This window comes from Thalassolituus maritimus, assembly GCF_900156675.1.
GTDB lineage: Bacteria > Pseudomonadota > Gammaproteobacteria > Pseudomonadales > Oceanobacteraceae > Thalassolituus > Thalassolituus maritimus.
In genome coordinates this window covers 76,437-103,314 of sequence record NZ_FTOH01000009.1, presented here as the reverse complement: position 1 = coordinate 103,314, position 26,878 = coordinate 76,437, and the positions used below count along the sequence as shown (strand labels likewise).

Here is a 26,878-nt window from a genome sequence, read left to right as displayed (position 1 = left end):
TTTTTATCTATCCATAAGTTATTTTACATACTCACCGAAAGTGCTTCCCGATGCGGTTCCGATAATAGAACCTCGGATCTCCAACGCCCAGATTCCTTGGACTGTGTATTTTCACCGCTATCGTTTGCACCGACTTCAAACACCCAGTCCTCGCCCGTACTACGAACACGCCAGTCCGCTGAACACTTATTGCATTCTGCAGTAAACGCCCGTCCGTCAAGCGACTGTATTTGCACAGCGCGTTCACCACAGCATGGACAGTAGTTCATAAAAGATGCAGCATGATAGCGCCTAATTATTTCTCGCTCGGAACTAGGTGATAACGCTTGCTGTTGAAGCCATGCATCAAACTGAACATCTGCCTTTCCCCTAAAGAATGTCCCGTTAGGATGCCCGGCTGGCCAGTTATTCAGTGTCACATTCGGTAGCTTGGTTATTTGCTCGCCATACGAGCCAGCGACCATGCTTAACCACCATTTCTGAATAAGCTGAATAACAGACTCTTCGCTGTAGAAGTTAAGCGGAGAACACCAGATGCTCCCATTATCCGAACTCTCGTCAGCCAAAGAACACATGACTCGACTAATTCGATTCGCCTTATTAGTCGACCCAGTATCGCTACCATCGACGACTGTTATGAACTTGATGCACTTATCGAATCCTGTTGTTCGGCATTCCAGAACCCATTCCGTTGTTGTTGTTCTTAAGACACCCTCTATTCCAGACGGGTGCTGAAGTTTCCATGACCCCGCACCCTCAAAGAGGACGGCCCAGCCCAGAGCGCGGTGCGCACGGATTAGCAGCAAGCCGACATAGTGCCGGTAATTTCCGTAATGCTCTTGGCTCTTCCGAAAAGTCTCACGGTAATCTTTCGAAACAACTGCCACTTCCTTTATCCAGGCCGCCCACAACCCACGAACTCTTCGGTAATGAGGGTCGTTTATGAGAATATTGGTATTAGTAAGAGCAAGAGGAACAGAAGCGTCTGAGGGCACGGCTTTATACGTCGGACTAAGCATAAACTGTTGTATCGTTCGTAAACGCTGCTCCCACTCGTTAATCTGCTGCTCCGACAGCATTCTCAGGTCTTCAGCTTGACCATCGGTGAAAGCTTCGCCCCATATTGCACATAACGCAGTACGTAAGCAGCGATGCATGTGTTCAGTTGCGTCCAGGGACTCCCCTTCATTCAGCACATCATGAAGTTCCCTTAATCGGATCAGCGTCATTCGCACATAGCGTTCCAGATGATCGAGAAGGCGTGCGTAAACGCGATTTTCATATATATGTAGTTCATCCTCACTAATCTTAGCGCGCATTCGATTAGGAATGATTCCGGTAAACGTACGCTGCTGCCAACATTCTGAGTGCGCTGCCAGATGTCGCTGATAGTTATTCGCTGTGCGCTTCACGCGAGAAACAGGCAACAACTCTTCGTCGTAGCGCATTGATATACGAGGCGATTTGGCAATCTGATGAAGGTGACCTAACTGTAAGACATCAATCAGATCTGCCTGCAGTTGCGTTTGCTCAAAGCTTTGCGATATTTCCGGTGGGATTACGGGAGATGGTAAATCCTCGGGCGATTCCAGCTCTGCTAAAAGTCTGATTTTTTCAAGTGCCTGCAGCGCGACGTCCAACCTCCCCTCAGACTTTCCATCTTGCTGCACGGGTACCAGCTGAATACGATGGCCTTCAACATCCAAATAACCACGGCCATCATCAAACAATATGGTGCCCGAAGGCCATTTACCATGGATACCTAGATTCCCCTCACTTACCAGTGAAAACCGGCCAGACGGAATACTATTGATGGTGACTGAATCCCGCTGTTCACCTGTAAGGATATCGCTAAGTAAAACAGGCATTACGCCATTTCCTTGCGCTCTAGTTCTTTTTCAAGACGCTCTTCGCATCGCGTTGCCATCTCGCCATTAAACAGGGTTTCCCAAGCATTACCTAAAGCACTCTGTAAATCCGCCAGATCGTCCGGCCTCGTATCAAAACGCCCTGTGACTTTACCGTCCCGGAAGATCCGCACCGACAACAGGTGATCCCAGGCCTCATGGGCTTGACCACCTGCTGCAACATACACAGGAACAAACTTACGCGCCTGCCGTTCAAGGCGATTCCCCCAACTTATGCCAAATCGCTTTTCCAGAATACGAGTAAGGTCATGATCATACAGTCCCTTCATCACCCGAGATACTTCAGACTCGTATTCACCCTCGGCTGAACAAAAAGCATCATTAATGGAGTTGGCACTGTATACAACAGGCGACTTTAAAGTACCTGTCAGGCCATCAATCACACCGTTTCGACCAAGCTCAAGCACGAAACTGCGATCCTGAGATTTATCAGCAAATTCGAAGGTGGTTTCATCATGGTTTGCCGTACCAATAAACCAGAGATTATCGGCAACAGGCATCTTCCGCCCCTCAAGCAGAAGCTTCGGGCTCTTAGAAGGTGCGCTTTCCATTAACACTACATTACGGTCGTCACCACTTAACTCAAGAGCTGCGAGGAACTCAGCGAAGTATTGCTCAGGGCGGGACAGATTCATCTCATCCAGCAACACGATATTAAAGCGGTCACCAAAAGCTGGGGTCTGCGCACGATAAAGTGCCTGCAAACATTCTTTTTCGTAATAACGCTTTTCAAAGGCATTGTAGTGTCCTACCAGATCATCACGATCGCGCCACCCAGCCTGTACAGGAACGATCGTACAGTGCCCCCCAACAGCTTTTGCAAATGCTTTAGCAAGGCTGGTTTTCCCTGTACCTGAAATGCCTTGGAAAATGTGCAACTGACTCATGGCCAGGCCAGCCAGGAACAGGCGTAACGTCTCTTTACTGTAATATAGAGGGTTGTTCAGGTCGGACTGCGCGATTCTTACCTGAAGATCATCAACAAATTCTTCCAGGTTTCCAACTGGCTGCGTAGCAACAGAATCAGAAAGTTTAATATCCATCTCACTTAACGCAGGAAAGACCTCTTGCCCCTGCTGACGCTCTGTCAGATCGTCTATTTCCCGTTTAAGCTGCTCAGTAGCGACCGAGATAGCATCATTACGAGCTTTCAGCACCCGGTTTTCATGGAGTAAACCTTCACGCTCAACAACACCTAGCGCCTTCTGCTGTAGCTCGCGTTTAACTATCTGCAGTTCCTGGTCGCTATCACGAAGCTGGTCTTCAAGGCGCCGGTTTTCATCGCTCAAGTAGTCGATCTTTTCCTCAAGATCCTCTACTGGTTGACTATTCAGCTTACGACGGTAGTCTCTGATATCTGATTCTAAGGTATCAATCAATTCCAGCAGCTGTTCGGGTGAATCCAGCTTCCGATTTTTCAAAACCCGCTCAAGCTCAGAAAAATCTGCTAATCGCTCTCTAAGACTGCTAACCAAAGCCTCGTCACGCTTGCGGTAGCCATTAACCCTATAAAGATCGCTTTCTAATTCTGCAATCCGATTACTGTACTCCTGCTCAAACTGTTCCTGACGCGCCTGCTCCCAGGAAGCGCGCTTAGCCTCTCGTTCAACCAGCTCACTTTTGCCAAGTTCCAGAGCGATCTGCTCTTCGACAAGAGAACCGCGAGCCTCTCTTAGACGTTGCAACTCAGCGGCTAATTCTGCAGTGCGCGTCTGATGGTCCCGATCAAACTCACGAAGTGACTCAAGAAGCTGCTCCTGATTCTGACTAAGCGACTTACTCTGTTCGCTCTTCAATGAGGTCAAGTCCGCAGCCAGCAACTCAAGGGCCTGGCAATGCTGATTCACAAAGCCAGCGTCAGCCTGTGCTTCTCGCAGGGCGATCTGCTCACTTTTATCGGTCAGTTCTTTCTCTTTTCTCAGTAAATCGGCAAGCTTTTCAGTTGCGGTCTCAGCATCCTGTTCTGCCTCCTTTAAGGCATTTTCTAATCGCTCGCGGTTTGCCTCGATACTGGCCTTCTCTGCCGCAAGCTCCTTAGCTTCCAGCTCTACACTTGCTTTTTTCGCTTCGTATTCACTTTGAACAGACTCTACCTTAACAGTGAGTTCACTAAGATCGTTTAACTGATCAGCTGATAGATTATTCATCAACTCAGCGTCTGGTTTGTTACCGACTAAACTACTGATTTTCTCTGTAATCAGGTTCTTTGGTGCTTTTTGCTGGATAGGTCGTTGCGGAATCGGTGCCTTCTTTGATCTCTTACCCACGTTTCAGTCCTTCGAAGAATAATTTTAAAAATGAATCGACAACAGCAGCAGAACTCATCGCATCTTCTTTTGTAATTTTGTAAGCACTATCGGCATGTGCCGATTTATCGCGAAGATGAGATAGTTCATATGCGGAAAAAAAGCAGTTCATGTCTCGAGAAAACAGTCGCAGAGGGTGACGTGGATAGTCTTTCATTGCGAGGAAACAGGCTGCAAAGCACAACCGGAAAGAGCCTTTACGATTCCTCGCCGTGCTGTATACAGACGTAGGCTTGACGCTTATCACCTCATCAATTTGCAAAGCCGTTAGATCAGTAGTCCTTGATAGCAGTTGCTGAAGATCCTGATTAGAACAATTGCGAGGAATTATTCTCAGATTCTTCAACGGATACTTTTTCAAGCAGTAACTCGCGCAAAATTCAAGAACCCCGGAACTCTGCGTGACGAGATCTTTGTAATCATGAATGCGATCATCCGCCGATGAGGTCTCAACCTCCTGTTTACGGGTCATCCAACCGTGAAGAAGATCAGCCAATCCATTGACTCCATTCGCATCCGGGTATTCCGCAATCACCTCTAGTCGGGCCTGCTCAGCGCGGGACTGAATGGCTTTTTCAAGTGCTTCGAAGTCAGTGGTATCGTCTAGTCCCAATACCTTGCCGATTTCCCGCGATAGCTTAGGAAAGCTCCGCGAACATTCGTCTAACCGGTTTCGCATAAACTCAACGTCATGGTGCAAGCCAACTGGGTCTGCCACCGCCCACGGATAGTCGGTGGTTCCATCGGCATAGAGCCATACCCAGATGTACGCAGGAAACGGTTCTTTATCGGACAACGCCAAGGCATCCAACTGATGAAAAGAATCATAGTCGTCATCTGCACCCATCATGCGTGCGTTGCGTTGTGCCTGTGATGTTGCATCCATGATCGTCCGTAAATCCGTTGCATCAGGCGCACGACTGTCCACGACAGAACGGATTACCAAGGGGCGCCATTTATAATTGCTTGCCTTTGAAAAGGAAAACTCAGGAAACCCACCCCTGGTATCCACAGGCTCAACAAATTCCAAAGTGCTGGAATACCTGGGAAAGAACGCAGTAGAAGCAGAGCTTCCCGCAGCATCCTGGAATACATAACCTGTTTTTAATTGATCAGATACAGAGGCCTGTTCACTCAATGCCTTGATCCCATCCTTCGTTAGTTCCCACCGGCGGTCATCAACAAGGTTGTGTGGAATCAACTGCTGCTCGATGATGTACCTTACCAGATCAGGTTCGAGGTCGAGCTGAGTCGCTAACGCCTGAATACGGGTCGAATCCGATCCGCGCCCATGAGACAACAATGACAACAAAGCTTTTTCGAATACATTGAGACGTCGCTTAGACGTATCCGGGCCAGATACCTGCCATACGTATACTGGCCATAAGATAGCCCGGGCTGCTTCTCTATCGCTTACAGGTGGAGCATTGCGATAACAAATATATTCTTCAGCGAATCTGACCATACTTCCCTCTGCACAATTCGTAAAACTCAGCAAAACCGGGCAACATCGGCTGCCCATCATCCGCTTCAGTCGCTGGTACTGAACTCAGTTCTGCATCCCCAACCACGATTAGTAATTTCTTCTGACGACTCATCGCAACGTTTATACGGTTAGGAATGCGAAGAAATCCTAGCTTTTGGTTTAATCCCTCAGCAGTAAGCTCGGTTCTGGAATTCCAGGTACGCACAACAGAAAGAATCACCACGTCAAACTCTTTACCCTGAAAAGCATCCACAGAGCCAACCCGCAAACGCTCCTCACCTTCACTGGTCGTACGATATCCTGAGCTGATCTGCCATCCTTCTTCGGTCTTTTCTGCGCAGCCTAGTGACGCCAGCTCTTCGTAAATAGCATCCCGCTGTGCACTGTAAAAGGTAATCACACCCACACTCAGATCAGGACGCTTAGTCAGAACCTCATGAGCTTCTTTTGCGCAGCGCTTCGCCTCTGCCAGCCTCTTGCGGCTACCGTTGCTGCTTTTTTCAACGCCCTCGTGCTTTGGAATATCAAGCCAGGTCGCAATGCAACCTTCGTAAGCCTCGATATCGTGATGGAAAACCGATTCTGGCAAGCCTGAGGAAATAGGATCAAAGCCACGGCGCTCATAAAACTCTCGACTAACAAAGCGACCAAGCTCGGGATGCATACGAAATTGCGTATCAAGCATGACAACACGTTGCGGACCTCCCGCTTTATGGAGTTCTTTGAATGTACGATGAAGATGCTCAAACAGACTGATTTTCAGAAGCTCTGACTTAACCGTGTCCAGTTCATGGCGTTCCTGCAGCTCAGTCTCGACACGAGGTTCAAGCATGTGTGGAAGCTGGAGGTGGTCACCCACCAACACGATGCGTCGACTCGCCATCGACATGGGAATCAACAAATCCAGCGGCGCAGCACGAGCGGCCTCGTCAACGATGACAGTATCAAAGGAGATATTCAGACGATCTGAGACCTCCTTAACCCCAATCATCTGCTCACCTGCGGCTTGCTGGCATGTCGCACCGACAATTGCGGCATAATCACCCACACTGCGCTCTACATCGTCTTTTCTCTCCTCAAGAGCCGTCAGGTATTCATAACGAACTAGTAAAGGGCCTAGCGTACGAGACTGCGCCAACGAGGCATATAATTCCGTTTCAATCTGATCGAGTACTTTGCAGTCACTCTCAGAGATATATGATCTCAACAGATAAGGGCGATAATCAGGACGTAAGGTATCTAGTAACGTATCCCGTGCCTCAGCAGTCTTCAGAATAACTTCAGCAATAGAAACTGCGCTCGATTCTGCAGCAACGCGCAAGTCTACCAAGGACATCACTGCTTCATCTTGCGCCAGTTCAGGTATGGTACTAATAAACTCACACAAATCATTCAGGCGTGACAGACCATCGTCGTTGAAGGAGACCTCAAGCGTTCGTAACCCCCGAAGCAGACGGAGCAGATGCTTGTGATCTTCACCAGCAATGCTCAGCGAGCTACTAATACTCAACCTCTGATTTATGTCATACCAGTTGTCTGTTGTGCTCTGCGACAGGGATATGCCGTGCTCTGTAGATAATTTATCCAGCACGCCATCAATATCTTTTACGAGCTGATTTCGTTGTGATGACTGGCGTGAAATTCTTAAGTTCAAGCAGCTATTCTTAAGCGCTTGGTATAAACCAAATACCGGCTCTGCATTCAATTCCTTTTCCAACTCAGGCTTGAGGGTGCGGATCTTATTCAAACGCCAATGAGTCACTGGGCTCACTGAACCATCGACACCAAAGCGACGACCACCAACCTTCACAGCAGGCAAACCAAACACACCAGAGCGCTCTACTACGTTATCAACCGCATCGTGCTGGAAGCTGGTAAGCAATACCTGATGAGTAATCTCGCTATCACGAGAGAATTCTTCTGCAATTCGTTGTTGCAGTGCCGTAATCACCTGGGTTTTCCCTGTACCAGGGGGGCCCACGACCAAAGCAACGTCCGGGGTATTAAGCCCAACATCGACGGCCTCCTTCTGCCGAGGCGTTGGCTCACCTTTGAATCGTTTACGGGCCGTCGCAGTCAGAGCTCTCAAAGTTCTCCGACGCTCAACCGGTGAATCGATTCCCTCAAGTAGCATACTGAGCTGCGGCATTGGGTTACTGCGGGCACGAATCGACGTGTAAGCGCCACGTCGACGCTCATGCGCCGTTTTATCCCCCTGAATAGATAGAAAGAGAACACCTTTCCTCTGGGGTCTACGCTGAGTTACCTCGACCTCAATATATGGAGGGATTATCCGAACATTACGTCCAAATAAAGGGGGTTTCCCGGCACGGCTATTATCAGCTATAACACTGCCTTCCACCAACCACTCAGGTGGCTCCTCTGCGATTTCAAAGGTGAGGTCAGAAGTATCAAGCTCGCCACTTTCACGAACTTCGCCCAACCGCTTCTGAAGTTCTTCCGCGAGATCTTTCCCTATATCGAAGCGAAATCGTGATTTTTCACTACCTGTATGCTCCTGTCGGATGTAAGGAAAGTAACCGATTTTTTTTGCTGCGCGTGTAGCCTGCTGCCACTGCACATCACTGTATTGCTCCCACAGACTCAGATAACTGCCTGTACCATTATCAAGGGGATCGATTTCCCACGTACTTACCTGTGCAGCAACAGAGCCATCGATAAACGCCACATCACCCACAACAGCAGAAAAAGAAGCCGCGTCATGGCGTAACCTGGTAAGGCGCTTTGCAACCCAGATATTGTTCTCTTTCCTCAGCGTCAACGCATAGCGCCGCCCGGCCAGATTCAAGACGTGCTCATTGTCGTTACTGAAAGATTGGCTAAGTACATAAGTTTGAGCACCGTTGACAACAAACTCATCGCTTAACCATTCACTCGCCTGATCTATCGACTTCGCATCAATCAAATCATCATCGGATAGCTGAGCAATAAGGTAACTATCGACAGCTATACTGAGCTTTGTATGAATACGCCTTTGTACCGACAGTACCTCAAGCTGAAGATGGTCGTTCGCTTTATGTGCTACACGCCAGATGTCAGTACCAGCAGATGCCAGATGCGATGTAGTTTTATCAGGAGCCTCCACCAACGCAGCGACGTCGCCTTGCGCCACTACCAATGTGCCCCCCTCATTTACGAGGCGAACTTCCTCACCGCTATGCCATGATTGCTTCCCTGCGTCGCTATCAATAAACCGAACACAATGAAGTCTCTTATCGAAGAATCGAAAGTCTTTTAAGTTCATAGCCGCTCCTTACCAGATAAACGCCCATACCGGATGCGTAACCACGTCATCCGGGCTGGTATCTGTCGTCAGGTGGATAAAATACTTTCGGCGCTGCTTTTTATGCTGCGGGAGCGTGAATCCCTGAGTAATCTCGCGAGCATTATCGTTAGCCTTAATGGTAATTTGTTGCCCCGGAACAACCTTCAAAGCCATACCTTCGTGGGTCAGGCGAACCTGGAAAACATCTTCGGAATCGTGATGCACAGGAGTACCTGCAGGTATGCGCTTAAACGTGATGGTTTCATCCATATTAACCACACGACCATAACCCATTTTCAACAAACTACGATCAAGCTCTGGATCATCGGCATACACCAACGCAGTCATCAACAGGTGGTTATCGATTGACGTTTCTGAATCACAGAATGGGCAGTTTTTGCTGCGAATAAATGTACTCCGGCACTCACTGTTATGGCAGTCCATCGTCAAAGCGTCGGCCTCGTCAATAGCACTCCGCCATTCAGCCATCGTTGGGCGATCCCAGGCGCTATTCCGACCTTGCTCGAAGGTACGATGAAAAAGTGTCTGCATCTGAGGAGAAGCCACCATTCGCATAGGAATACCGCCTTCAGCAGCATTACGGTCATCTTCCGGGTCACAGATCCAGGGAATTTCACCACTGAATGCTTTGTCCTGTAATTCTTCGGGGCTCAGATCATCAAAGTCTTCGATGCCATCAAAATCACCACCCTCGTCGACCAGCTCTCCGATTAATGGGTGATTACTTGTCAGAAGCTGATAAGCAATCACAGCAAACGACCACGCGTCCGTCAGACTATTAACACCCGACTCACCACGCACAACCTCAGGCGCACCGTACCCAGGTGTATACAAATGTTCCCAGCCAGCTCGCTCGTTTGTGCAGATGTTGTCACAGTCGATCAACCAAAGGCGGGAGTCTCCGATACTTTCAGATACGTAGACATTACTTGGAGATAAATCGCCATACGCCAGACCCTTACCATGCAAGCGGGCCAGGGTACCTGCCAACTCAGATAACAACAGCAAGCGGCGGCGAAGCCCACCGGTATTTAAAAACCCCTGAAGTCCCTCGCCATTACTCAAAGCATCAAGGTTGCGTTGCATATCCTTTTCCAGCGCATGAAGACCATCCATCAGCTCCATCACATAACCCGGCACTGGCTTAGTAATCAAAGCTTTTGGTGAAGCGATCGAAAACCCTTCAAGATCCTGCCGCAATATCCAGCGGATATGATCACTCCAGCGCTTTCGTTTTTGCTGATCCTTCTGATTTGACGTTTTTACCAACGTGTTGTGATGATTCGTCGTCCAGACAACGCCTTGCCCGCCAGAGTTTAGTTTTTTAATAAGGGTGTATTCAGCACCATACTCATCCAGAACCAGGCGCTCTTTTTTCGAGGCCGCGTTCACGTTTTGCTCTGTGTCTGTTTGCTCAGTCATTACTTGCTTCCTGCTGAAATTGCTCATCACTTTTTATGGGAACTGCTCTTATAGGCACTTTTTTATGCGTAGTGGGCTATAAGCAATGGACAACCACTATTGTTTTATCATCACTATGGCCAGGTGTCGGCCAGTCATTGCACAACCTGTTTAACCACCGTTTGCCGACGCGGTAACTTTTAGTTTTCAGGGTGCCTGCCAGGCACGCAGTAAACGCGCTTACATCAGTCAGATCTTCGCTGATACCATCAGTCATCAATACCAGGCAGCCCCCATAGTCTTTCAAGCTACCCACACCAAAGCGCCAGTCGGATAACTGCCGGGAAATCCCCAACCCTGTGGTTTCATTACTGAAACGTTCGTCTTCACATTCAGAAATCACACCACGGGGCGATGCCAACAAGCCATCGCCAAGATGCGCATAACGAAAACGCCCGTCGGGCAGACCCCAAACCAGAAGGCAGGTCGTTACCGCGTCGGCTGCTCCAATATTTAATAGTTTTAACTGCTGCAGCCAGCCTTGATAAAAAGTCTGCACGAGAACTTTGTCCGGCACGTCAAAGGGCAAAGACTTCACCGACGCCCACACTGCTTTCGCTGCCTCGCGGGAACCAATACCAGAATCAGGTCGGGAGCCCATCCCATCACACACGACAGCGCACCAGCAATGTTGAGCTTGGCGATGCAGCTGATAATCCTGATTCGGTAGCCCATCACTGACATGACCGGGGCCAATGACCGATGCACTGAAAAAACGGCGCACCAGAATCAGAGATCCAGTTCTAGCAGATCGTCGTCATCATCGCCCGGGCGATATTCAATTTTGACTGGACTGTTGGGTTTCGCACTGCGCGAACGCGCGCACACACTCATAGTCACTGCACGGAAGAAATTACGAATATCCTTCGCATCATGGGCGAAGAACAAAGGAGCTTCGGGGTCATTCGAAAAATCGCGCAGAACAGCTTCATTCGCATCAGAGCCAATGGAAAGCGATAAACGAGTAGCTTTGCTTGCACGTTCGCTCGACGCCAGTCGTTCAAACGGGCCGCGCATGTCGTCTGTTGGGTGACCATCTGACAGAAGAATTACTACCGGTCGGTACGCACGGGATGGGATGATTTCTTTATCTTCAAGTAACTGAGTTACGCGATCAAAAGCGGCTCCCATTGGCGTGGGGCCATTAGCGTCAAGACGCTGAATACCGTCAATTTTATGAGCAGGCGTCAAAGGCAGATGGTCACGAACCGTCATACCAAACGTTATCAAACCCAGTTGAATTTCAGCGTTCAGACGCCCTTCTTCGGCGAAGCTCGATACCATGCTTTTTAAGGCATCGTTCAACGCTTCGATCTTACCGTCCTGGGCCATACTGCCACTGACATCCGCAAGCACAATTACCGGGAGAGGTTTCGCAGCCTTTGCAACAAAATCACCAATAGTCATATAAAATATTCCTTAAAAAAGATACTCCAAGTGATTCAGCACAGGCCGTGCCAAATCAACAAACTCATTAAAAACAGATTGTTACGATGGCCACATCTTTAGCAGACCGGCCTTTGATGTAATTTTTCTTATTCTTGTTAACTTTTCTTGCAGCCTCGCCAGATTCAATACTGGAGTGTTTGAACCACCCTCTGCGTAATTTCCCACAAACAGTAGCGGGGGCGACAAAACACTTCACTTCTGAGTCAAGCGGCCATTCATTTCCGAATGAACTAAACACAGAGACTTCTCAGAGAGAGACGTAAAATCTTACGCTAAATCGACACCCATTAGTCGCCACAGCTTAGAAAAGAGAGTTCCACAGGATGGAACAAGCCCAGCCAAAAATCACTCATCCGTACCGGCCTTAGCCGTAGACAAAGCAATCGCTGTAGTAACCATCCGCTTTCCCGTATTATTCGCAGAAAGAGCGAAGCCCAGAGCGAACACAATAAACACAAGACCGTACAAAGAATCCGAGCCCCCCAGATACGCGGGCGATAGCCACGAAACCAAACAATATACGCCGCAGAGTATCAGCGATACCGCGCAGGCATCGCGATACAGCAGATAAGACTTGTGTGCGGATTTGATCTCCATTCTGGCGGTATTCGGCTTGTAGAACACCTGGTACCAGAAGCTGTTCTGAGCACTCTCGTCACTTACCAAACTACTCAGGTCATGGATCGCGTGTATACGGGCGACATCAATTCGAGGGTCAGACTTCATCAACGAAAGGAACCGGTGTCCCGGTAAGGCATTTCTCACCCGGAAAAACACCATCCCATTCTTGATATCCGCCGGAACCAAATAGGACAACCATACGATCACCACGTTAAGAAGAAGCATGAGACTGGCAGACTCCATACTCGATATGATCCCACCGAGATCCAGCGCCCCCTGTGCAAGGCAAAGAACTAAGTAAACCTGCAATAGAACTAACACGGTAAGGGGCACAACATTCTGAGCTTTAAGAGATATCGGCATAGTTTAAGCCTCCTCCTCTTCATACTCATAATGATAAGGCTCAGGTGTAAGCGGGCTCCACCCTATACGCCCGGGAGCATCCTTCACGTGACGAATGCCATTACCTTTTGTAACAAGCACCTTGGCACCACGATGAGTGAATGCATTCAAAACTGCCTTTCGTGGGTGTTTTGGTTCGCCGTTCTTAGCCGTAGACACAATGGCCACAACATCAATCGTCTCCCCCGTTGATACATGAGTACCAAGCAAACGATCAAGTAGCGTAGGGCCTATATTGCGACGACTGCCGTGATGCGGAATCTGAATCAACCGCAACTCATTGTGAGCGTGATAAGCATCGATAACGTCTGCGGCCTGCTCAAGCGCTTCGATACCTGAGTCCCCTGTAAACAAAAAGCGACGCCCATCCAATGTAAGCTGAGTGATTACGCTGGAATTGTTTTTCGCAGACGTTACACCGTCGTCATAAATCTTATCCTCGCCCCACGTAGCAAAGACTTTCCGGAGTTTGGATTTAACCGCATCAAAAACCGTAGAGAGACTTTCCATCGCAGTAGATAGCGCGGCCTTTTCAGGCAGGCCGTCAAAATCAGGAATCAATGATTCGTAGTAATCGACAGTCGGGCCAAGAACTTCAACAACACCCGATGAATCAGTCAGCCCAGCGAAAGGCTCACGGACAAGCACATCCTTCGCTTCAGCCAACGCAACCAGCGAACATGCACGCTCAAGAGTTTTTGCTAGGCGCTCACCGATACTGCTATCAGTGATACGGCCGTCCTTAAATTTGGCCGCCAGCCCTTCATTGTGATTCCACGGCTGATGAATCCAGAATTCTTGCACATCCAGTTCGTTCAACACCGTTTCAAGACCATTGAGATGATCCTGATCCGGATGCGTATTAATAACCAGATCTACCTGCTCGGTGCCAAAGTGTGTTTTGACATGCTCAACCAGAGCTGAGCCAGTATCACTGAAGCCGCCATCAATAATGACGACCGTTTGCTCCTCTCTGCTTCCGTGCAAATTACCGAAGCGAATCGCTATCGCATCGCCACTCTTAGACTCTTCACCTACACCCAGAAAATCGATTTCGTATCCCATTTGCTTACCTCGTATCATTAATTCAACAGAGGTATATCAAACGGCATGCCAAGATTGTTTTTACTTAACATTCAACAACTTAGCAGAGTCAGCGTTAAAGTACGCACCCTTAATTCATAATAAAAATTATGAAATAATAATATTTATTATAGTGAATCAGCACCCAATAACGCTCACCTAAGTTCGCAATACTTAACGAAACATGCCCACGACCAGTTGAGTTACTCCAAATCAGGCAGGCTCGACCATCAACTTCTAATTCCTTTATCTGCTGCTTCACCGTATTAGCCTCATCGAACGAGCAATAAGATAAATTCACTTTATCGGCAGCCGTACCCTGCTGAGGTGCTACAGAGAAACCATTCTCCGCTGTGATTGCTCCCGTATCGGTGATCAGATACCGATCATGGAAAACCTGTCAGGCACCTTAAGCCACTTACACTGAAAATCGTCTGGAACCAGATTCTGATATTCATTAGCCCAGACTCTGTCGGATGATGCGCAGTCACAGGTAGTCGCGATGGTTAGCTGGGTACAACCTGCCTGAACTGCAGCGCGAATCAACAGGTAAGCACTGCGTTAGAAGTCAGATTAAAAAAGTTACCAACCAGTAGAACCTTTTTACTAACTCTGAATAAAGGCTTCATCGCAACTGCCGTGCAATCGACTGAGCATCTCGGAGATACTTTCCCGCTATCCAGCGTCGAGAGATCTGCGATCTCATGAAACTATCGAATGGACAACAATAAAAACATAAATTTCAATGAATACTATCTGTTCACTCAAAGTTGATAAGCTAAACTCTTTAGTAAAGTTCTGTGTTCCGTATAATGCTGAAAAACTAAACTTCTTCAAACATGCTCACAGGCACGTCATCATAAAGGCGACAGAAGGGTTTCGAACCGATAAGCGTCACACTTACCTTTGCCCGAGTCATCGCAACATACAAAACGCGCTTCATCAGGCTGATTTCTTCAGTGTGATCTTCTTCAGGCAACCGTTCCAGAAGGCGGGCCGGGTATTGAGCGTCATGCAGGCCCATAATGACGACGTGGTCAAACTCGAGACCTTTCAGCTGATGAAATGTCGTGACGACAACACCACCATCAAAACCGCCCAGACCTGCACCTTTTGCACTCTGGACCTTCAGGCCACGTTTCTCGAGCGCCATTTTAGCCGGGTACATCTGCCGGGAAAAAGGCAAAACCACCGCAACGGTTGTGCTTCTCAGGCGCTTGAACTGCTTAGCAATCCAGTCATAACCCTTATCGTACGCATCCTTCGGGTTAGCGCCGATAATCATTTTAACCTTATCGCCGCTTTTCATCGGTCGCTCAGGGGCAGTGTAATCACTGTTACTTGTCACTTCGTTATCTATCAACAGGTGTGCGGCCACATCCATAATCTGTTTGGTCGTACGGTGACTCGCCGATAAACGACGCGACCGGCCACCCTGAACCTGAATCCCCACAGACGACCAACTGAAACTCCGTTTGTAAATTTTCTGAGCGAGATCACCCGCCATACTCAATGAGACACGAGGAATTTTTACTGCGGCCAGTAGCCAGCTTTTATCGAAATCCTGTACTTCATCAATCATCACATGATCGTAACGCAGCTTATCCGGCAGGATTTTTCCACCTTCGCGTAACGCTCGAAGTACCAGCCCCGCTGGGTTGTCGTAATCTTCCTGCTTTGTCTCTTCCAGCCACTCTTCATACAGCTCGAAAGCACACCAGATAAAACGCCGGTCCTCCTGCGATACCCGCACAGAAGTACCCCGGCCTGTCCGCTCGACAGCAAGATAATCGTCCAGCCGGATCATGTACTGACCAAACAGCCACGCGATCTCGTCGCCCCACCAGGCCAACAATTCAGGATGTTCTTTAAGCTGATATAACCGGTGGTCACCGACTTCTGCCCGGGCTGTTTCAATCAGTTCACGAAGCTGCTCACTTCTCGCCTTACCATCAACCCAGCCACTGAATTCAAACCCCAGTGATTTCGCGCAACCCCGCGCCCATTCATGAAAAGTCTGAACATCAATAGTGTTCTTCATACCCGACTTAGCGAAAGCCTTCTTCACATAGGCCGATAATGCCGAGTTATAGGTCAGAAAAAGCAGCGAGCCTTTGTTCATCGCCGACAAAATACGACCAGCACGAGCTGCCAGGACGGTTGTTTTGCCACTACCAGCCTGGCCGCGAATCAACAGATGATCCGCAGGATCAAGGTCAATGACCGCCTGCTGTTCTGGGGTAAACGTAATCTCCGGGGAAACAGGTGTTACCTCTTCTTCCGGCTCAGGAGGCTTACGGGTTGAGGCGCTTTTCGGGGCCGCCGTTTTACCATCAAGACTCCACTCATAGCTTGAATTGACCTCAACCTTACGCTCTGCTTTAAGCGAATACAGTGCTGAATTCACTGCACTACGATCAACATGCTTACCGAACTCATCGGAAAGAATTTTAGCCAGATTGCGGGCTTTAATCGGTGCGTGTAATTCGATCAGTTTGAGTAAATGCTTCTGTAAGACTAAGGTGTCCATTTCTATTACCTAAAAATTTAGCTTATTACTAACCTGCGGATCAGAGTCATTAATCATTACAGAGGTAGATCGAAGGCGGTATTCACCAATCCATCTCCTTTGAACAGAATCCATCATTCTGAAAATCAAAACATTACATCTACGTTCAATACCGTTGAAGTATGTTTCCGTTTAAAACACTTGGTCAGATTCTGACAAGTCGAACAAGGCACTGGATGCGACGGAATAACGAGTTCTTTCTCGACTGGAAAAGACATACCTACGAAATATCCTCTTCTTGCAGTAGTCTCTCGAGACGCTCCTTGACATTGGCTGTTAATCGCTGAATTCCCAATACTCGACACAATCCAGCTGGGTCATTATCCAATCCTCTGCACTTGATAATATTTTTCAGCTCTGTATCACAAATCCAATCAGGTTTGGCGGTCTCTTCCGAGCGATTATTCACTCGCGCATAGCGCTCCTTATCCGTTTCACCTACTCCTTCCGGCCACCAGAATCTACCAGTACTCTCTTCACTGCATCCACAATGTGCCGAAGCAAGATCATTTACGCGATCAAGCATTTTTGTTCCAGCGCGTTTGAAAGAATGGGCTCTCGCGATACGCTGCAACAGCAATAATTCATGAACCGGTCCTTCGGAGTTGACAACCGTCCTGATCATTTCAGCCAAGGATGTGCTGTATGCATCGTCATAAAACTGAATCGTATTGAGGTTAAAGATGGACAAATCCGATATCTTATAATCTTCAATCATATCGGACTCGGAATCAGCAACCAAACCCGCTAACTTTGCCGGTAGCTTGTCCTCTTCAGTACCGTCGGCATCGTCGTCGGACACTTTTTTATCTGTAGTAAGCGGCTGGCCGGAAGCCTCGAGCGCCTGACGACGTTGCCGATCTTCAGCCAGTCGCTCGGTAAGCTTGGTATGTAACAAGTCGATTTCGTATTTCTGATTTACCCACCAGTTAGTCGACCAGACTCGCACCATATGCCAACCCAGCCCTTCCAGAACTTGCTGACGAATCTTGTCACGCTCTCTGGCATAGGCTGAACTGTGATACATCGCACCATCACACTCAACCCCAGACAAGTAAATGCCGGGAATATCCGGATGCACTACACCAAGATCGATCCTATAAGCAGACACCCCCACCTGTGGGTGTACTGTCCAGCCTTTTTGCTGTAAGCCTCTGGCAACCGCAACTTCAAACGGTGATTCAAAGTCTCCCAGAGAACCATGTACAGCCGCGCCAAGCGCAGAAGCGCCACGCTCTGTATATTCCAGGAAATGCTTCAGATCAGCCACCGCCGTTGCTTTGGTACGGCCAAGATCAATCTGATCAGCCGACAAGGTTGAGAACACAACCATCTCAGAACGAGCACGCGTCATAGCTACGTTCAATCGGCGCTCACCACCGGTTCTGTTAAGCGGACCAAAGTTCATCGTCACATGGCCAGCTTCGTCAGGGCCATACGTAATACTGAAAAGGATAACATCACGCTCATCACCTTGAACCGACTCGAGGTTTTTCACGAAAACCGGCTCCAGCGAGTGCTCATCCGAAAATGCCCATTCAATCGACGGATCTGCGGAACGTGCCTTATCCAGTAAGTCTTCTATCAGGCTTTGTTGCTCAGTATTAAAAGTAACAACACCAATCGACTGGTTACGGACGTTTTCATCCGATGACGTCACACGGCTAAGAATCTCCTCAACAATCGCTTTTGCCTCACCTTGATTATGACGGGCTTTACCACGCGCATAAAAACCCTCTGGTTTTACCAGGCGAACGCCTTTGTCTGGATGAACAGGCGCAGGGAATGTAATCAAAGAATTGTCGTAGTAGCGGCTGTTGGAAAAGGCAATCAGACTTTCGCGGCGCGAACGATAATGCAGATTAAGCACGCGGGACGGAATGCTGGCTCCGATCAGTTCATCAAGAATACTTTCCAGATCACCTTCGACATCCAAGTCGCCATCTGGATCGTTATCAGCGCGTGCGAAAAAATTCGTCGGTGGCATTTGCTTCGGGTCACCAGCAACAATAACCTGCTTACCTCTCGCCAGTGCGCCTACAGCATCCCAAACGGTTATTTGCGATGCTTCATCAAAAATCACCACATCAAATAGTGATTGATCGGCTGACAGAAACTGAGCTATCGACAGTGGCGACATCATCAGACAAGGTGCCAGAGTTGTTACCACATCAGGTATCTGTTCTAACATTTCCCGTACAGGTTTGTGTCTGGTTTTCTTCTGTAACTCGTGGCGCAGAACTCCCCAGGAAGAGCTTTTCTTAACATCATCCTGATCAGGCATCTGACCAGACAGCTTAGCGGCAATATACTCAGCGGTTAATTGACTAAAGCGAGTATCCAGCTCACGGAAAGACTGAATGGCCGCTTCGTGCTCTGCAGACGAAAACGAGCTCAGTAAGGTATTTTCGCCTATCACGGCTTTCGACCACCATTGGCAGTACGCCGCCTCAAAGGTGTCGCGAATATCCTCCGCTGCAATCACGCCCTGCTCAATTCCAGATACCAACGAACCGAGCTGTAGGTCAATGGCTTCATTACGCCGACGAACCCAGGCACACCAGTCACGCAACGACTGCTGATTACTACTGATACGCTGGCACCATTCAGAAACAGCAGGTAAAACAGTGTCAGAGTACTCCAGCGTTGACCATACAGACTCCCCTGCAAGCTTCCTTATCTGAGTCAGCAGATCATCGAATAGTGCCAATTCTTCCAAGAACGCGAGAATACTTCGCCCAACGGGCGCATCGGCAGCCAATAGATCATTACCGTCATAGAGCAAGGTTCTGATCCGGCTTCTGAAAGCCATCAGCGTATCGGCATTATCAGCCAGTTTACCTACAGCAATACGTGCCCGAGCACCCAATAACTGCAACTGATTTAACTCTTCAGGATCAGTCTCGTACGATTGCCACCCTTTCAGACCAGCAAGCAAATTCTCCAGCTGATCAATTTTCTCAGCAGATGACTTCATCTCCTTCAACAGCGTGATATCCGCGCTCAGATCGGGCTCACCCTGTGCTCCGGCTTGCTTGGCCTCTTTGATTAACGAACGCTTAGCGAACCAACTTTTGGGCCACCAACTCGTAGTAGCCTGCTGCCAACGCTGCTCGAACTGAACCAGATCAAGATTTTGCCAGGCTCGCAAAGCATACTGACAACTCAAATTCGACTGTGCCTTCACATAGTCCTTAAGTAAGCCGATAACCGACTCCATCGCCTCTAGTCTGTCTACACCATCCGGCTCCAAAGCAAACGACGATGACTGACGATGAGAGTCCAGCAATACCTGACCCAGCTCCCGTAACGCCTGCAAGCGTTCAACTTCGTGTATCTGAACATCAATGCCTAGTGCTGAGAGCAGCTCCGACAGACGTTTATTCAAAGCAATAGCTGCGCGATCCAATTGTTGTACCTGCGCAACCAGTTTCTCTTGCCACTGCGGCGTCCAATCGGAGTGATCAATAGACGCAAGTTCATTCTGGCTGACATCACCTATCGCTAATGCCTGAACCTGCAGAATCTCGGCCACCTCCCGCAACCTGTTCAAATCATCTTGTGTATGCACATTGGCAGAGTTCCAACTAAACTCGGCTTTCGCAGCCAGATCGTTATCACGAATGCTTACGCCCATTGCGTAATGCGGAGTCAACCCATTGGAATAACGCTGATGCAAACTGTTTACCAGCGTATTTAATCGATCACGCAGCGACTTAATACGAACAGCCTCAGCTTGCCATTCCTCCGCCGACGACCTGCCCGCCAAAGTCCAGGATGAACGCAATTGATCAAGTACATCAGCCTTACGGGCTTTATTAGAATGTAACTCAAGGCAGAAATTACCCAGCCCAATATCTTTAAGTCGCCGGTGCACCACCTCCAGTGCCGCTGTTTTTTCTGAAACAAACAACACCTTTTTACCTTTACCCAACATATGGGCAATCAGGTTACTGATAGTCTGACTTTTACCTGTGCCTGGCGGTCCGATAATGACGAAATCCTTGCCACGATCCGCGGTTGCCACCGCCGCCATCTGCGAAGAATCGGCAGGCAGCGGTGTAAGCAGATCCGACGGTGCATAATCACGATCAATATGATCGGCATCGACAAAGCGGATATCACTTTCGTATGGCTCTCTGGGGCTATCAAGTAAATGTCGAACAACCGGGCTTTCCCGCAGGGCATCTTCACGATCTACCAGATCCTTCCACATTAAATATTTGGCAAATGAAAAATGCCCTAGCACCACCTCTTCAATGACCTCAAAGCCAGGCAAATCCTTGATTGCCAGCCGAACCTGATGCCATATCCCCTCAACATCAACGCCGCTGGCATCTTCGGGTAACGCCCCGTGCAAGCCACGCAACTCAATACCAAAGTCCTTCTTCAATAATTCCAGCAGCGTTGTATTGAATCTTGGTTCATCGTCACTAGCCACGATTTTAATACCACTGCGAACCGATTTACGCTCAAGTGTCACCGGCAACAGAATGAGAGGCGCACGATAGCGCTTCGAATCCTTTTCATTCTGCTTCCATAGCAGAAAGCCAATCGCCAGGAAAAGAGTGTTTGACCCACCTTCCTTCAATGAAGTCTGAGCCTTACGATAGATTTCAACTGTCGATTTATCGAGCTCTTCCTGGCTTCTATCAACCAGTAGCTGCTTTTTCTGCAATGCTTCGCGCGCGTAACCTTCTTTCAGTTCTTCACCGCTACGCTGACTGTAGATTTCTTCATCCTGATCGGCACCATTCAGCTTTGGAAATGGTGAGACTGTGATACGGGCACCGGCCGCGAGCATATCTTCGAGTTCGGCCGGATTCGCGTGTACAAATGACAAGCTGCTCTTACCTGGTCGAAAATTCAGTAAGGGATTACGTGCAGATAAGTCGAGCAGCTTGCTTTGCCAGCGTTCCATGCGGCCTGTCGCATTGAGAGGTGTTTCATCCTCACTGACAGGTACAGTAAACGACGGCAGCAGAGGCGCTTCTTCAAATGCCGATTCGACGGATTCTTCTAACTCACCGCTGACATCATTATGACGCTGTACAACCAGTGCTAATGGATTAATACGGTGGTCACGGGCTCTGCGGATGTCTATCGCTGCGACAAAGTCGCTATCTTTATCGAGCGCTACCGCTTTACAGCCGACCTGCACTGCCTGCGAAAATGGCACTGATGGATGCTGTGTGGCCAACGTTGTCTCAATCAGAATCAATTCTTTCAAAGCCAACCGTTGCCTGAGCAACTCGGCATCGGTGATCATCACACTGCTGAAATCCTCAGGCTCCAGCCAAAGCCCCACCAACGCATGGCCTTCAGTTAGCACGACAATCGGGTTCAACGCTGCCTGCTCAAACGCCGCAGCAAATAGCAGTGTAGTATCCAGACAGGTAGAGACCTTACTGTCATCTATGGCACCAGGTGAGCGAATTTTCTGGCCGTTACGCTCGAAACTGGAAGGAGGCAGAGCGTAGCCAATTTTCTGATTAACTATGGCCGAATAAATAGCCGACGCTAGTTCCCATACCCGTTGCCGGCTGCCGCCGCGATAACCGTCAATAGAGTCAGCTTTACCAGCCTTCCGCAACACCTGGCTGGCTTTGCCCAAAACGCGATCAACAGCCGGATCATTCGGAGTACAAAAAGCCGCCAGCAACTCAGGCATATAATGATTGCCGCCCCACTCGTTATAGGCCAATAACTCCACAGGCTGCACGTGATCACAGAGAACCTCGTCGTTCTGTAGCAACGTAAAGCGAACAGAGCCCTTCATCGACTCCGTCAGCCCCAACAAGAACCCACCATCCAGCTGTATATCACGATCCTTTATCATGAGCTCCCCGCCGCCGATAAGCCGGTCAATCTTCCAACTCTTCTCAGCGACGAATCCAGGGGACGACTCCATACGCAGTTCCAGCCCCTCCAGCGCGCGCTCTTCCTCAGCGTTGCACACCACTAACTCACGCAATACCGGAAAAGCACTTTGATGACACGCAAAGTTGATTTTTTCCAGCAAGGTAACGTTAATCGAAACGCCAGGCGGGTTGGTTTGGCTCATGTGTAGTCCCTCTAATGAAGTCGATAACCCAATAAATCGTTAAATACCGGTCAAACAGAATTAGTCGAAATCCTGAGTGACCTCTACTTTTTCTGAGTCGTCAAGCTTGTACATTTCATTATCAATGACGACAACCTTATCCATAAAATCCCACATATCAGAGGTCCCTGTATCGAACTCTTCTACCTCCCAACGACTCCCGTCATCCAGAATAATCAAGCGACCGTCATATTTCACAGTGTCGATATCAGAAACTACATGTCTGCCCATGTGATATATTTCCATTGCCCAGTTAGACAATACCTGTTTCTGTTCATCAGTCATATCTGATACACCTAAAGTGGCCATTTCAGATTCAGACATGATTTTTTCCAACGATAGCGTCATTTGGTAAGCTCCTTTTCAGATATACAGGTCTATCAAATGGTAATTTAGCTGTTAAGGCCTATATAGCGTTACAAAAATATCCAGCTACTCAGACTGAGAATTCCCTCTAGTCATACTTATTCTTCGGTTTCGACTCCTGCCGCTTCATAAATCCGCCCCTCAACCGCACGAGCCATCTGATCGATGAGTGTATCGCAGCTGAGTTTGATGTCGGTGCATGAGGTTGGCGTTGGGAATTCACCGTATTGATTGGCGACCCAGGTTTCGAGTTCTTCATCGGGCTCGCAGAGGCAGAGTGCTAAACGGTCAACGACATGGAGCTGTTTAACCTGCTCCCAAACCGTGCAATGAATATCGTCTTGCAGCATGCCGCCTAATGACGAACCGAACAGATCCGCCACTTCATCGTCTGTATCGGCGACGAGTTGTGAGGCGGCCGATTCACTCAGCATTGTGGCGGTGGCTTTGTCGATGATCTGTTCCTGTAGCTGTTCGCCTTTTTCTTCGGCTAATGTTTTTGCGAGGTCGATCAGGAGTGTGTTGATTTCGCGTGCACTGTCGAGTTCTGCTTTGAGGGATTCGAGCTCTTTACGCAGGTTGATCGCGTCTGTATCGGCAAGCCACATCAAGCCTAAATCCAGGGCGATATCCACCTCAGTGCAGGTGTTGATCAGGGCTTCGGTAAAACCAAAGTGGCCGTGTACTTTCAGGCCTGAATCATCCAGCGTTATGCTGCGAATACTTACCGGGTGCACTGCATCCGGCCCACCCTGAGCCAGCTCTATCGGTTCTATGGTTTCGGCAACCATAGCCACCAGATGCGGGGCGCGGTAGCGCACCGACTGCACTTCGCTACGCAGCGCGCTGCCCAGTTTGCTTTTCAGCAGGGGCAGCAGCTCGGTGCCCTCCCTGCCTTCTGTTTCGAGGTAGTGCATCAGTTGATAATGATCCGTGATCGTAAACTGATGCATGTCTCCGGCGCGCTTGATTGTCATACGTGATTCCTTTTACGTGAGTTGGGCGAGTAGCGATTGGCGGTCAGAGCTCGCCTCGGAAGGCTTTTTGAGAGATTGCTTCAAATAAGCCAACACCAGATTCTGACTGCATTTTTTTTATGCTTGTTAAAACGGAATCTCTAATCTTTTCGTACCTCTTCTGTTCCTGAATCGAAGGAATTGGAAGCAGAAGCTCCTTCAATTGCTTTGCAGTGAGTTGAGGTACTGCTGCGCCTTGCCCAATACTTTGCAGACGATTCTTTATGGCCTTCGATACAAGTAAATCATGCAGGAATATATTGCCTACACCTAAGTCAGGTCTAATTATCATCATCTGAGCATTAATAAAGGCTTTTTCATGCCAACAGTCAAAAACACAACAAGACCCTAGCGTTCCTCGTAGCGTGATAATCAGATCGCCCCTTTTGGCCTTACCCCGAGACAAAGCCATGTATTTGTCTTCAGTGATGTACTGACAGGATTCGAGGCTTAATGTGTCTGAGACTATGTTCTTCGTGCTTAGGAATAACACCCCTTCAGACACAAGATCGTCACCGCTTGGATAAGCAGACGATCGATCACCATTTTCAAAAGTTGAAATTTGCCCCAGCGGCCTAACCTCCCACCCCTTCGGATTGCTCACCGGATCCCCAAACATATCCAGGAACACAGCGCGCAGGAAGTCGTCGGCGAGCTGGATAGCTTGCTGGCGTTTGCGGCGGATGGCGTCGGCTTTGTCGAGGATGGCGGCGATGCGTTGTTGTTCGGCCAGTGGTGGGAGGGGGATTTCCAAGGCTTCAAAGTTACTTTTATTAATAATGGCAACCGTCGTTGATGGGGCAAGCTTTTCCATCACCGGCTTTAACGTCGACAGCGCATAGTATCCGTATTTTGGATCTACTCTTTTTTCATCAAAGATCACTGAATTAATCTGCTGATTCGTTGCAACTTCTCGACCTGCTATTGCAAGCTTGCCTAGTGACCCAATACAACAAACCATTACTGAATTTCTGGGAACCAATTTTAGTTTTGATGCTCCCTTTTCCGTGATTGTTTGAGGGCTAGATGAGACGTAAGCGATACCATTAAGCTCAGCAGGCGTAACAAAAGGTATTTCTCCACCAAAATTGTCATCTTCCGACTTTGAAGGAGTTTTTCCGGTTACAACATTGGCAACGTCTTTTATTGCAACCATAGGCCACGTCACAGCATGTTCTCCAGCTCAGTCAGATCGTTCAGAATGTCGTTCTCCAGCGTTTTCAGTTTCTGAAGAATCACTTTCGGGTCTTCGTATTCTTCTTCTTCGTATACGACTTCTTTATAGCGATTAATACTGAGGTCATATTTGTTGGCACGGATGTCGTCGGCGCTGACGAGGAAGGCTTTTTGGGTTTTGTCGCTGAAGTCGTCAGACGTCGGACGTCCGGCATCTGACGCCAAACGCCCAGCCATATATTTCTTCCACTGAGCAATGGCGTCCGGCAGGTCGTTGCTGCCCTCGCCTTTTAACGGCGTGCGTTTGTCGTCGAGTGAGTAGCCATCGGCCTGAAGATCATAGAACCAGACGTTGTCGGTTTTGCCGCCTTTGGTAAAGATGATGATGGCGGTACTGACGCCAGCGTAGGGTTTAAACACTCCGGATGGCAGGCTGATGATGCCTTCGAGCTGGTTGTTGTCGAGCAGTTCGGCGCGCAGTTGCTTGTGTGCCTTACTGGAGCCAAACAGTACGCCGTCGGGTACGACGACGGCCGCACGACCACCGAGTTTAAGTGCACGCAGTATGTGGGCAACAAATAAGAGTTCGGTTTTTTTGGTTTTCACCATCCCGAGTACGTCGGGGTTGGTGTTGGTTTCGTCGAGACTACCTTTAAAAGGCGGGTTGGCCAGAATAACGTCGAAGAAGTCTTCTTCCTGCTGAGGGAAGTTCTCTTTGATAGATTTGCTGAGGCTGTCCTGGTAGAGAATGTTCGCGCCGTTTACGCCGTGCAGTGCCATGTTCATGCTGCTGACGCGCAGCATGGTGGTGTCAAAGTCGAAGCCCCAGAACATCTCTTTGTTGATGTGTTCGCGGTAGGGTTCGAGCAGGTCCCCGCTGTAGTGGGTGTTGCCGTCTTCGTCCTGCCACTGGCCGCCGTCGGCTTCTGAGCTTGAGTGTACGCGATTGAGGTATTCCATCACGCGGGCCAGAAAGCCTGCGGTGCCACACGCCGGGTCGCAGATGCGGTCGGTTGGCTGTGGGGCAATCAGTTCGATCATGGCGTCGATGATGTGACGAGGGGTACGGAACTGGCCGTTGATGCCTGCGGTGGTCAGTTTGCTGAGCAGGTATTCGTAGATATCGCCTTTGACGTCGCTTTGGCTCAGGGGCAGTTCGTCGACCATTTCGATGGCGCTGACGAGTACGGATTCGTTTTTGATTTCGAGATCGGCATCCTGCATGTATTCGCCGATATGTCCCAGGGCTTCGATGGCGCTGCCGTCACTGCCAAGGCCGTCCTGTTCGTCGGAGGCTTTACCGAGCGTTGCAAAATACGGGAAGACGTTTTGTTTCAGATGCGCGTGCAGTTCTTTGCCGCTGAGGTTTTTGAAGTTTTTCCAGCGCAGCAGTTGCCCTTCGGGTGTGGCAGGAAACAGGCGGGCGAAGTCTTTGCCTGAGCGCTTGGCGATCCGTTCTGCGGTGTCTTCCTGCATGTCGAGCATACGCGCGAACATGAGGTAGCTGATCTGTTCGATCACGGTTAACGGGTTGGTGATACCACCGGTCCAGAATTTTTCCCAGAGTCGGTCGATGTCGCTTCGGATTTTGCCAGTCAGCATTCA

Annotated in this window: 15 protein-coding genes; all 15 read right to left on the bottom strand. The window is 49.0% G+C overall.

The features are described 5' to 3' along the window. Window positions 1-23 precede the first annotated feature (23 nt). The 15 genes from BW941_RS14115 to BW941_RS14045 all read right to left on the bottom strand — a co-directional run bounded on the left by BW941_RS14115 (window position 24) and on the right by BW941_RS14045 (window position 26,875). Window positions 24-1,868, bottom strand: coding sequence for a hypothetical protein (locus BW941_RS14115; RefSeq protein ID WP_076517137.1), 1,845 nt, complete (start codon window positions 1,866-1,868; stop codon window positions 24-26). Continuing rightward, window positions 1,868-4,195, bottom strand: coding sequence for an AAA family ATPase (locus BW941_RS14110; protein ID WP_076517135.1), 2,328 nt, complete (start codon window positions 4,193-4,195; stop codon window positions 1,868-1,870). Before BW941_RS14110 ends, BW941_RS14115 begins: the two co-directional genes overlap by 1 nt. After that, window positions 4,188-5,699 (bottom strand): hypothetical protein, encoded by a 1,512-nt coding sequence (locus BW941_RS14105; RefSeq protein WP_076517133.1) that lies wholly within the window; start codon window positions 5,697-5,699, stop codon window positions 4,188-4,190. The genes BW941_RS14110 and BW941_RS14105 overlap by 8 nt, the downstream gene beginning before the upstream one ends. Continuing rightward, entirely contained in the window at window positions 5,683-8,985 is a 3,303-nt protein-coding gene (locus tag BW941_RS14100; protein ID WP_076517131.1) for a DEAD/DEAH box helicase, read from the bottom strand. Before BW941_RS14100 ends, BW941_RS14105 begins: the two co-directional genes overlap by 17 nt. A gap of 9 nt (window positions 8,986-8,994) precedes the next feature. Next, complete coding sequence (locus BW941_RS14095; protein ID WP_076517129.1) at window positions 8,995-10,449, bottom strand: protein kinase domain-containing protein; 1,455 nt, start codon at window positions 10,447-10,449, stop codon at window positions 8,995-8,997. A 76-nt stretch (window positions 10,450-10,525) separates the two neighbouring features. Further along, the gene (locus tag BW941_RS14090) at window positions 10,526-11,212 is read right to left on the bottom strand and encodes a PP2C family serine/threonine-protein phosphatase (protein WP_175607916.1); all 687 of its coding nucleotides are present in this window, start codon (window positions 11,210-11,212) and stop codon (window positions 10,526-10,528) included. A gap of 5 nt (window positions 11,213-11,217) precedes the next feature. After that, window positions 11,218-11,895, bottom strand: a complete 678-nt coding sequence (locus BW941_RS14085) for a vWA domain-containing protein (RefSeq protein WP_076517125.1) — start codon at window positions 11,893-11,895, stop codon at window positions 11,218-11,220. A gap of 387 nt (window positions 11,896-12,282) precedes the next feature. Continuing rightward, window positions 12,283-12,921, bottom strand: a complete 639-nt coding sequence (locus BW941_RS14080) for a hypothetical protein (protein WP_076517123.1) — start codon at window positions 12,919-12,921, stop codon at window positions 12,283-12,285. Window positions 12,922-12,924: 3 nt separating this feature from the next. Further along, the gene (locus BW941_RS14075; protein WP_076517121.1) at window positions 12,925-14,025 is read right to left on the bottom strand and encodes a ComEC/Rec2 family competence protein; all 1,101 of its coding nucleotides are present in this window, start codon (window positions 14,023-14,025) and stop codon (window positions 12,925-12,927) included. Window positions 14,026-14,866: 841 nt separating this feature from the next. Beyond that, the gene (locus BW941_RS14070) at window positions 14,867-16,573 is read right to left on the bottom strand and encodes a UvrD-helicase domain-containing protein (RefSeq protein ID WP_076517119.1); all 1,707 of its coding nucleotides are present in this window, start codon (window positions 16,571-16,573) and stop codon (window positions 14,867-14,869) included. Window positions 16,574-16,832: 259 nt separating this feature from the next. Beyond that, window positions 16,833-22,676, bottom strand: a complete 5,844-nt coding sequence (gene proA / locus BW941_RS14065; RefSeq protein ID WP_076517117.1) for an anti-phage protein ProA — start codon at window positions 22,674-22,676, stop codon at window positions 16,833-16,835. Between the two features lie 60 nt (window positions 22,677-22,736). Continuing rightward, window positions 22,737-23,039 (bottom strand): hypothetical protein, encoded by a 303-nt coding sequence (locus tag BW941_RS14060; RefSeq protein ID WP_139325858.1) that lies wholly within the window; start codon window positions 23,037-23,039, stop codon window positions 22,737-22,739. A gap of 140 nt (window positions 23,040-23,179) precedes the next feature. After that, window positions 23,180-24,058: a hypothetical protein gene (locus tag BW941_RS14055; protein ID WP_076517112.1), complete on the bottom strand. Its 879-nt coding sequence runs from the start codon at window positions 24,056-24,058 to the stop codon at window positions 23,180-23,182. Between the two features lie 43 nt (window positions 24,059-24,101). Continuing rightward, complete coding sequence (locus tag BW941_RS14050; RefSeq protein ID WP_217693608.1) at window positions 24,102-25,265, bottom strand: restriction endonuclease subunit S; 1,164 nt, start codon at window positions 25,263-25,265, stop codon at window positions 24,102-24,104. Further along, entirely contained in the window at window positions 25,262-26,875 is a 1,614-nt protein-coding gene (locus BW941_RS14045) for a type I restriction-modification system subunit M (RefSeq protein WP_076517109.1), read from the bottom strand. Before BW941_RS14045 ends, BW941_RS14050 begins: the two co-directional genes overlap by 4 nt. Window positions 26,876-26,878: the final 3 nt, after the last annotated feature.